This window comes from Ectobacillus panaciterrae DSM 19096, from assembly GCF_000430785.1.
Taxonomy (GTDB): Bacteria; Bacillota; Bacilli; order Bacillales; family Bacillaceae_G; genus Ectobacillus; species Ectobacillus panaciterrae.
This window is the reverse complement of the sequence record NZ_AUMR01000061.1, coordinates 19418-29538: the sequence shown is the minus strand read 5'-3', so window position 1 is coordinate 29538 and position 10121 is coordinate 19418. Positions and strand designations below refer to the sequence as shown.

At 42.2% G+C, this 10121-nt stretch carries 9 protein-coding genes; 7 read left to right on the top strand and 2 right to left on the bottom strand.

The features are described from left to right. Window positions 1–750: 750 nt before the first annotated feature. Both H540_RS0115255 and H540_RS0115245 read right to left on the bottom strand, forming a co-directional pair. On the bottom strand, window positions 751–2004 hold the full coding sequence (locus H540_RS0115255) for an MFS transporter (RefSeq protein ID WP_028401403.1): 1254 nt from the start codon (window positions 2002–2004) through the stop codon (window positions 751–753). Window positions 2005–2343: 339 nt separating this feature from the next. After that, window positions 2344–3330 (bottom strand): NAD(P)/FAD-dependent oxidoreductase, encoded by a 987-nt coding sequence (locus tag H540_RS0115245; protein WP_028401402.1) that lies wholly within the window; start codon window positions 3328–3330, stop codon window positions 2344–2346. A 443-nt stretch (window positions 3331–3773) separates the two neighbouring features. Here H540_RS0115245 and H540_RS0115240 point away from each other — a divergent pair, with 443 nt between their 5' ends. The 7 genes from H540_RS0115240 to galU all read left to right on the top strand — a co-directional run bounded on the left by H540_RS0115240 (window position 3774) and on the right by galU (window position 10119). Continuing rightward, window positions 3774–4982, top strand: a complete 1209-nt coding sequence (locus H540_RS0115240; protein WP_028401401.1) for an NAD(P)/FAD-dependent oxidoreductase — start codon at window positions 3774–3776, stop codon at window positions 4980–4982. A gap of 82 nt (window positions 4983–5064) precedes the next feature. After that, complete coding sequence (locus H540_RS0115235) at window positions 5065–5559, top strand: NUDIX hydrolase (protein ID WP_028401400.1); 495 nt, start codon at window positions 5065–5067, stop codon at window positions 5557–5559. 61 nt (window positions 5560–5620) lie between these two features. Next, window positions 5621–5938 (top strand): YuiB family protein, encoded by a 318-nt coding sequence (locus H540_RS0115230; protein WP_028401399.1) that lies wholly within the window; start codon window positions 5621–5623, stop codon window positions 5936–5938. Between the two features lie 134 nt (window positions 5939–6072). Beyond that, a complete protein-coding gene (locus H540_RS0115225) occupies window positions 6073–6720 on the top strand; it encodes a 3D domain-containing protein (protein ID WP_425388129.1) in 648 nt (215 codons plus the stop codon). 72 nt (window positions 6721–6792) lie between these two features. After that, window positions 6793–7167 (top strand): DUF309 domain-containing protein, encoded by a 375-nt coding sequence (locus tag H540_RS0115220; protein ID WP_028401397.1) that lies wholly within the window; start codon window positions 6793–6795, stop codon window positions 7165–7167. Window positions 7168–7231: 64 nt separating this feature from the next. After that, window positions 7232–8710, top strand: a complete 1479-nt coding sequence (locus H540_RS0115215; protein ID WP_028401396.1) for a leucyl aminopeptidase — start codon at window positions 7232–7234, stop codon at window positions 8708–8710. Window positions 8711–9228: 518 nt separating this feature from the next. Next, window positions 9229–10119, top strand: coding sequence for a UTP--glucose-1-phosphate uridylyltransferase GalU (gene galU, locus H540_RS0115210; protein ID WP_028401395.1), 891 nt, complete (start codon window positions 9229–9231; stop codon window positions 10117–10119). Window positions 10120–10121 lie beyond the last annotated feature (2 nt).

Genomic DNA, 10121 nt, shown 5'->3' with positions numbered 1-10121 from the left:
ACAAATAGCGCATAAGTGTAGCGTAAGAACGAGGGCGGTAAATAACGCCTAAAATCTGCGCATACACAAGTGTTCATGAGCCTATACTCAACTCTAGAATGCGCTTATAAGGATTGATAATAACGACCTTCTTAGCGGTGGATGATGGATCCATACGTTAAGGAGGTTTTTTATTGTCTTTAAGCGTAAGAAAAACGCGTTGAACATGTCGGTCAAAAGAAGTATCTCAAATTGACGCTAGAGCAAGCGCTTGATATTGGCAATTGCGGGGAAAAAAGCGGAAGGGATTCGGGAGCGTACATTCGTTGATTTTTTCATAATTAGGTAACTTGTCCAATCAAAAGGACAGGCTACGCATACCATAAAGTATCTCCAACTCCAGAGATATGTGGTATACAACACAAAGAAGCAAGGTGTGGTGAGCCTTGCTTTACATATTCATACCAAATGAAACTTTCCTGCGCAGCGCGATTGCCTCATACATCCCTTATAAAGTAATGGCGCTAAAGTCTCCGCTCAGCGGAGGCTTTTCGCATTTATGAGCTTATCTGGCGGCACTAGCGGTATATAACGCAATATACTTCGCTATCTATCCGCTACTAAGCGTTGTAATCTATAATTCTTAATGCGAAACAAAGTCCCACTAAATTAAGAAAAAACTTGTTTCTTTGCTTTTTTACAATGATAGAAATTATAAAATTTGAGATATGTCTAGCTCCGCCGGCCAAGGACGAGCCAGCAGCGCTTTTCTTAATCGAATTTCCTTACAGTCGGCACACGCAATGCCACAAAGATAACAAACAGCATAACTGCAATGGCGCCGCTTTTTAAAATCGTGATAATCGGCAGACCAACGGTGAGAAGCAGCGAAGTGGCTGCGTAGGACAATGGAATGAGTCCCATGGATGACAGCATCAATAAACTCATCACGCGTCCCATCATATCCTCTTGTACAGTAGATTGAATGACAGCCATCAGCGGAATGGAAGCCATAGCTAATGTGGCGCCGAATACGCTTCCAGCCAGCAGTGCATGCCATACCTCATTGCTTTGTGTAATAAGGAAGAAAGAGATTCCGGATAAAAACAGCATCACGATACAGAACCAGCCCCGATTGCGGCGTATATTTAAAATGCCTACTAAAATTGCCCCGACCGCCATGCCGCCGCCGACTGATCCCTCTAAATAACTGAACATCAAGGAGTCGCCGTGCAGAACATTCTTCACAAAAATCGGGAAGCCGATTTGCATGGGCCCAATTAAAAACATGTTCAAAAATGCGCTGCAAATCAGCAAAGTTGTTAAAAATGCTGACTTCTTTACATATAAAATACCTTCTTTAATAGAAGTAAGCATATTTCTGTCGGATTGAAAAGGGTCTTTTACAGCGTTCATGCGGATTTTTTGAACAAGAACCGCCGCAATAATTAAGAAAAAAATGGTCAAAGCAAAAACTGTTTCATAATTGCTGATTTTAATAATAACACCTGCCAGCATCGGCCCAAGAATGAGCGAGGACTGGTTTGTCATTTGCGTAATGGAGTTTGCTTGGGTTAAACGATACTTTTCTACAAGCTCAGGTAAAATAGATCCATCCGCTGACCAAAAAAATGCGTCTGCCAGTCCAAAAAATAAAGCAAAGAATATAAAGGTATGTAATGTCACATTGTCCAGTATAAGCCAAGTCAATAAAGCGGTCACCAATAGGATGCGGGCGATATTTGAAAAAAACATGATGTTTTTCTTTGGAAACTTGTCCGCCACAGCGCCGCCTACAATCATAAAAACGAGGCGGGGAACGCTAGACGCAACAAGGACAAGTCCAAGCGAGGCTTCTAAATCAAGTTTTTTAACGATGTACCATGTTTGTGAAAATGTGAAAAAGGATAGGGCGAAGCTGGAAAACAGTGTAGCTGCCCATAAATAAAGAAAATTAACATTCCGAAACAGCGACGAGCTTTCTTTCGGAACTGATAAGGTTTTATTTCGTTCTAGTTCTTCCATATTTTTTCCTTTCTTATGAGATTCTATTACCTATTGTTTCAGGTTGTCTCGTTTCTAATACTATTAATTCATTGTAGACAAAAAATAGGAGGTTGTACAATGGGTTTTTTTGTCGGAATTAAAGAAAAGCGGAACCGGCTCGTTCAGGTGCAGAACCAGAGGTTCTCCGTCCGCAAAGGCGCTTTTTGCCTTTATGGGGGGAGGTTCTCTGGTGGCAGCACCTAGCCGGTGGAGCTAGACATAAAGAAAAGCGGAACCGGCTCGTTCAGGTGCATTTTGCTTTTTTATCTTTAAAAAAGAACCAGCAAATAGCTGGTTCTTTTGCAGACACTTTATATTTTAAAACATGCTGGAGCTGTGCATAGGCTGCACTTTCGCTTTTGGATCGATGTAAGCTTTTGCGTTGTTTACAGCTGTCGGCGCTTCGCCAAATCCTGATGCGATGAGCTTTACTTTGCCTTCGTATGTGCAAATATCGCCGGCAGCGTAAATGCCAGGGATATTTGTCTCCATTTTGGAGTTTACAACGATGCTGTTTTTCTCGATTGTCAGGCCCCAGTCTTTAATCGGTCCAAGAGAAGAAACGAAGCCGTAGTTCACAATCACATCGTCTACATCCAGTACGACTTTCTCTTCTGTTTTTACGTCTTGAATTATGACTTGCGCGATGTTGTCATCGCCGATTAACTCTGTCGGCACGTAAGGCGTTTTGACGTTTACGCGAGAGTTCATCAAGTTCTCCACGCTGTGCTCGTGAGCGCGGAATTTATCGCGGCGGTGAATAAGCGTTACTCGTTCTGCAATCGGCTCGAGCATAAGCGCCCAGTCTACAGCAGAGTCGCCGCCGCCAAACACTACAACGTGTTTGCCTGCAAATTTGTTCATGTCATCTACAAAGTAGTGAAGGTTTTTCTTTTCGTATTGTACGGAGTTTTCCAGCTCTAAACGGCGTGGCTGGAACGCACCGTTTCCTGCAGTGATGATAACTGTTTTGGAGTAGTGCGTTTCTTTATTTGTAACGAGCTTGAAGATACCGTCCGCTTGCTTTTCTAATGTTTGTACGGATTGTTCCAAGCACACTGTCGGTTCAAATTTGCTCATTTGTTCTTTTAAATTGTTAACAAGTTCTTGCGCGCGCACTTTCGGAAATCCCGCTACATCATAGATATATTTTTCTGGATACAATGCGGAAAGCTGTCCGCCAAGCTGAGGCAGGCTCTCGATAATTTTTACGCTTGCTTGTCTCATGCCGCCGTAAAAAGCAGTGAACAATCCAGCAGGTCCCCCGCCGATAATCGTAATATCATACACTTTTTGTTCTGTCAAAGCTTTCTCCCCCCCATAGGAATTTCGATCGTGTCCTCAAGCAAGTATATGTACATGAGGAAAACAGTCTTTTTGGCAGCACAAGTGCAGCTGCTCACAAAAAAATGATAACATATTTCAATGAAAAAAACTTAGGAAAACGCTACAATCTAGAAGCTCTCTTGTATATATTTAGGGAAAAAACGAAAAATAAACCCCAAACTAAAAAATGAAAGCCCATTCTTTGATTTCATGGGTTTTATATGCATACGGATACTTGAAAAATGGTTGAAAAAAAGTTCAAAAAAGAATAATATAGTGTAGTGAAATGTTAAGTTTTTATGACAAATTTCGAGCGTTTTTTTTAAAATCTTTATTAATTGTCGATAAAATTCGACATCATTATCTACATTGCATATGCAATATTTTATACTTATTACTATATAAAAAGGGTTGTGATTAGGGTGAGAAAGCCAAAAATAGTTGTTCTTGGTGCTGGTTACGGCGGTATGATTACTACTGTGCGTCTTCAAAAGATGTTCTCTGTGAGCGAAGCTGACATTACACTTGTGAATAACAACAGCTACCATTATCAAACGACATGGCTACATGAGAATGCGGCAGGTACATTGCATCATGATAAAACACGTTTGAACATCAAGGACGTAATCGATACAAGCAAAGTACAATTCATTCAAGATACAGTTGTAGACATCAAACCTGCAGAAAAACGTGTAATCCTTCATAACAGCGAGTTAGAGTATGACTACTTAGTTGTAGGTTTGGGCTTTGAGTCCGAAACATTCGGCATTAAAGGCTTAAAAGAGCATGCATTCTCCATCGCTAACATTAACGGTGCGCGTCAAATTCGCGATCATATTGAATATATGTTCTCGTTATATCCAATAGAAAAGCGCGATGAGCTTCTGACAGTTGTAGTCGGCGGTGCGGGCTTTACGGGTATCGAATTCGTAGCTGAGCTTGCGAACCGCGTTCCTGAGCTTGTAGAAGAGTATGACCTTCCTCGTGAAAAAGTGCGCATAGTCTGCGTAGAGGCTGCGCCGACAGCACTTCCTGGCTTCGATCCTGAGCTTGTGGAGTATGCGGTGAAGCACCTTGAGAAAAAAGGCGTGGAATTCCGTATCGGTACAGCAATTAAAGAAGCGACAGAAGATGGCATCATCGTTGCAAAAGGTGATGATGTAGAAGAAATTAAATCTGAAACTGTTGTATGGGCAGCCGGTGTACGCGGCAACTCTCTTGTAGAGCAATCCGGTTTTGAAGCAATGCGCGGCCGTATTAAAGTGGATGAGTACATGCGCGCTCCAGGGCACGACGATGTATTCATCGTAGGTGACTCCGCATTAATCATTAACCCGGAAAACGATCGCCCATATCCGCCAACAGCGCAAATCGCGATTCAAGAAGGCTACAATGTGGCTCACAATATCGCGGTGACGGTTCGCGGCAAAGGCGAGCTAGAGAAGTTCTCCTTCGATAACAAAGGTACTGTATGTTCTTTAGGACATGACGATGGTATCGGTGTTGTATTCGGCAAGAAAGTATTCGGCTGGAAGGCTTCTGTTATGAAGAAAGTAATCGACAACCGCTACTTGTTCTTGCTTGGCGGACCGCTATTAGTATTGAAAAAAGGCAAGCTGAAGTTTTTCTAAGAATGAGCTATAAACGATAAGAAAAAGAGCAGAAGCAGCTTAAGCTGTTTTTGCTCTTTTTTCATAAAAGGGGAGCTGTAGAATGAGCAAGCGCGGCAAAGTATGGTTGGCAGTCAGCGGATTAGTTATCACAGAGGATGGACGCTGGCTCGTTGTTAAAAAGAGTTACGGCGGTTTAAAAGGAAAGTGGTCTCTTCCTGCCGGCTTTGTGAATGAAGGAGAAACCATTGATCAAGCGGTTAGAAGAGAAGTGCTCGAAGAGACAGGAATTGAAACAGAAATGAAAGGCGTGCTCGGCATTCGGTCCGGCGTTATTCGGGACGAAATCAGCGATAACATGGTGATATTTTTATTGGCTCCCATGCATGAAAATATTACATTGCAAGAAACTGAGCTGTCTGAAGCAGCATTTTTGCAGCCTGAAACCATTCTAAAAGATGAAAACGCTTCAGTTTTGATTCGGCATTTGCTGGACGCTGTGCCAAGTTCGCTTCTTACGCTGGATACAAGCGTAAATCCGGGAAATCACTTTGGCTATACAGCGTATCATGTATATCTTCCTGAAAACAGAAATTGACGATTTGAACAACTGTTTTGTACACTAAAAGAGAAGCACAGGGGGAAAAGGGGAGAAACGAATGAGCATTCCGGTATTATTGATTTCTATGCTGCTATTTTTCGTCTTATTTTTTGGCATCGGCTTTCTATTGAATATGATCTTGCGCCAAACATGGGTGATGACGATTTTGTATCCTTTGATTTGTGTATTGATAGTTGATAAAGTAAGCATTTGGGATTATTTCCGTAATCCGTCGGGTTCTTTGGCGTCGCTTACAAATCATTTTTCTGCACTGGGGAAGGCAGATATGATTATTTTGACAACCGGATTAGCAGGCGCCATTCTTTCCGGCGTTATCATTAAATCGCTTCGCCAAAAAGGCTATCAAATGTTCTAACTCCGTTATAACGGGGTTTTTTTTATTCACTTGTATATAGACTCGGCAGGTGCACTATGCCCGCCTAAAGAAGTCAGTACAGTTTTTTCCCGTGCTCCGTTTTTCTTCTTTATTATGAATAAAAAGAAATCGTCTTGGTCAACACTAGTTGTGAAGGAGTGTTGAGAATAAGCATGACGATACGAACATTTGCGATTCGCCTCTTTATGACCTGTTTATTTTGCACGGCGCTTCTCGTTACTTTTTTTTCGATTTCTGGATTAAAAGCTGCTGATTTGAAGGGATGGTTTGCGAAGAGCCATACTGCACATGCGGCAAGCGCGAAAATAGAAAAGAAACGAGAAACATTGGAGCAAGCTGAAGATTGGTCAAAATATCGTTCTGTTACGGTAAAGGCAACAGGCTATACGGCTGGGGTAGAATCAACAGGAAAGCATCCGCATCATCCGCAGTACGGCATTACGTATTCTGGTGTTCATGTGAAGCGGGACTTATACTCTACCATTGCGGCAGACTTAAATGTATTCCCAATCGGAACTGTATTGTTCATTCCCGGCTATGGCTATGGAGTCGTAGCAGACAAAGGGGGAGCAATTAAAGGCAACTCACTTGACTTGTATTACGAAACGGTTCAAGAAGTATACAAGCAGTGGGGAAAGAAAGAATTAAAAGTATATGTTATAAAAGTAGGAAACGGAAAGCTGACGGAAGAAGAACTGACGAGACTGAACGAAGATAAAACCATGCAGGTATTCCGCCAGCAATATCGTAAACAACCATAGTCCAGGACTGATGTTCTGGACTATTTCTTTTGGTATAATGAAGGCGGAATATTTCGGAAATGGAGGGATGATATGGAGGAATATCCGCCGGAGTATTATGAGTTTTTCGTGAAGTTTAACGAAGGGGATTATTATACATGCCATGACTTGTTAGAAGAAATGTGGCTTACAGAGCGGGATAATTATTTCTTGAAGGGGCTGCTGCAAATGACGGTAGCTCTCTATCATTACGGCTATGGCAACGTGAAAGGAGCGCGCCTAATGATGGAGGCGGCACATCGGTATTTGCAGGTGTATCGGCCGCTGCATTGGTCGCTTGATTTAGAAAAGATGTATCCCTTTATAGAGACGTGTTTACAAATCATGCCTCAGATAGACCGTGTCTCGTATGAAGATACGGGGCAGTTGCCGTCCTTGCCTGCTCTCTTCTTATATATGGAGGGGTGAATTGTCGCATTTTTCAAAGAATAAGTCTATAATTGAAAAAGAATATACATGGAGGTGCTTACCTATGTTTCAAGTGCAAGAAAAGTCTGGGAGCCACGAAGCTGTTGTTGTTGGGTTATTTGAAGGAGAAATAAGTCGGTTTTTCAGCGAGATTGACCGTTTAATAGATGGACAATTGACGGCATTATTAAAAGAAGGAGACATATCCGCTAAAAAGAAAGCGGTTTCTAAAATACATACACTCGGAAAAACGGATGCAAAGCGTTACTATTTCGCAGGACTTGGCAAGCAAGATGCGTATACAACGGAAGTGCTTCGTCAAACGCTTGGGAAGCTGTTTAAATCTTTAAAAGGCACAAATATCTCAAACGTTGCTGTAATGCTTGATTCATTCGTGACAGATCGTATGGATGCTCTAGAGGCAGCGCATATTACAGCGGAAGCATACTGTCTTGCCTCGTATGAGCTTAATACGTACAAAACAAATAAAAAGGAAGAAAGATCTGTTCCTTCCATTACAGTCATAACAGAGCGGGATCAGCAAGAAGTGCAGGCAGCGCTGACAGTAGGCTGCGTACACGGACGCGCTACTAATTCTGCACGTACTCTTGTCAATCTGCCGCCGAATAAATTGACAGCCGTTGAACTTGCTGCTTATGCTGTTAAGCTTGCTGAAAAATATGACATGGACTACAAAATTTTAGACAAAGAAGAGATGGAAGAGCTGGGTATGGGCGCGCTGCTCGCGGTGAATCAAGGTTCCACGAACCCGCCGAAAATGATTGCCCTTTTATATAAAGGAAAAGAGGAATGGACAGATGTAATCGGTCTTGTTGGAAAAGGCATTACATATGATACAGGCGGATATTCTTTAAAACCGAGAGAAAGCATGGTCGGCATGAAGGGCGATATGGGCGGCGCTGCAACTGTTCTCGGCGCAATGGAAGTGATTGGCGAGCTTCGTCCGGAGCAAAATGTAGTGGCAGTTATTCCATCTACAGATAATATGATCAGCGGTGATGCATTCAAGCCGGATGATATCATTACATCCATGAGCGGCAAAACAATTGAAGTATTGAATACAGATGCGGAGGGCCGCCTTGCTCTTGCAGACGGCATTACTTATGCAAAAAAGCTCGGAGCAAACTATCTGATTGACGTAGCAACGTTAACAGGCGGTGTTATTGTAGCTCTCGGCAACCATACAACGGGCGCAATGACAAATAATGAAAGTTTCTATGAGCAAGTGCTGGAAGCCGCAATGGAAACAGACGAACCGATTTGGCGGCTGCCGATTTTTGATCGCGACAAAGAGCGTGTACGCAACAGTAAATTCGCGGACTTGAATAACTCTCCAGGACGTGACGGACATGCAATTATGGCCGGTGTGTTCCTCGGAGAATTTGCAGAAGATACGCCTTGGGTGCATTTGGATATTGCTGGAACATCCGATACAAAAAGCGAGCATAACTTGGGGCCTGCGGGGGGAACTGGTGTAATGGTGCGTACGCTGGCAACGCTTTTGGAACGTTTTGGAGAATAAACAGCAGCGGCTGTCCTTATGACGGGACAGCCGTTTTTATATTTCTTTCTCTTAGGTAAATTCCACTATAGCTTGACGAATAAAAAAGCAATCATGTAGAATTTACAGGAAATGAATTTCATGGATTCCATATAATTACAATAAATGTTAAGTAATCCTAACAGCATAGAAAGAGTACTAGATATATAATATAAAGGTGCTTGTATCAAGAGAATACGCCTTTGTTAATATATAAATGCAACTAAAAAAATCGACATAAAAACTTTTCTTTTAGGGGGAGAGAGCATCCGACTAAGCGTAGAAGCGGTTAGACCTTTCAAGATGCTTGCTGTACGGTTGCATGTTATGGATATTCGTGTAAACGAGGAAATACCTTTTCGCAGAAAACGTTTACCTGTGTTGCATGCGTATATGGGACGAGTTTGGATATGTCGAACTTATAAATTGTATTTATATAGCATCTAAACGCAACAAAGAGGATAAAAGACAAAACGAGAGTAAAGAAAGAGGTTGTAAACATGAAGAAAGTACGAAAAGCGATTATTCCAGCTGCTGGATTAGGAACTCGCTTTTTACCTGCGACAAAAGCAATGCCGAAAGAAATGCTGCCTATCGTCGATAAACCGACTATTCAATATATTGTTGAAGAAGCAATTGAATCTGGTATTGAGGATATTATCATTGTAACAGGAAAAGGAAAGCGCGCGATTGAAGATCATTTCGACCACGCTTTTGAATTAGAGCAAAACCTGTTGGAAAAGCAAAAGTACGAATTGCTTGAAAAGGTACAAGCATCCTCGAAAATGGTGGATATTCATTACATCCGTCAAAAAGAGCCGAAGGGACTTGGTCATGCCGTATGGTGCGCTCGCAAGTTCATCGGAAATGAACCATTTGCAGTGCTTTTAGGAGATGACATCGTACAGGCGGAAAAACCGTGCCTTCGTCAATTAATCGACGAGTATGAAAAAACACTTTCTGCTGTAATTGGTGTACAAACAGTAGATGATAACGAAACACATCGTTACGGCATTATCGATCCGCTTGAGAGAGAAGGCCGCCGTTATCAAGTAAGAAAATTTGTTGAAAAGCCAGTACCAGGCACGGCGCCATCTAACCTTGCGATTATGGGGCGTTATATATTAACACCAGAGATCTTCATGTTTTTAGAGGAACAGAAAGTTGGAGCTGGGGGCGAAATCCAGTTAACGGATGCTATTCAGCGCTTAAATGAAATTCAGCGCGTGTTCGCATATGATTTTAAAGGAAAACGTTATGATGTAGGCGAAAAGCTTGGATTCATCCAAACAACAATCGAAATGGCATTGCAGCACGATGAATTAAAGGATGATTTGTTGGAAATCATGAAGCAACTTGTTCAAGTACAAACGCTGCCTGTCAACAGCTAATT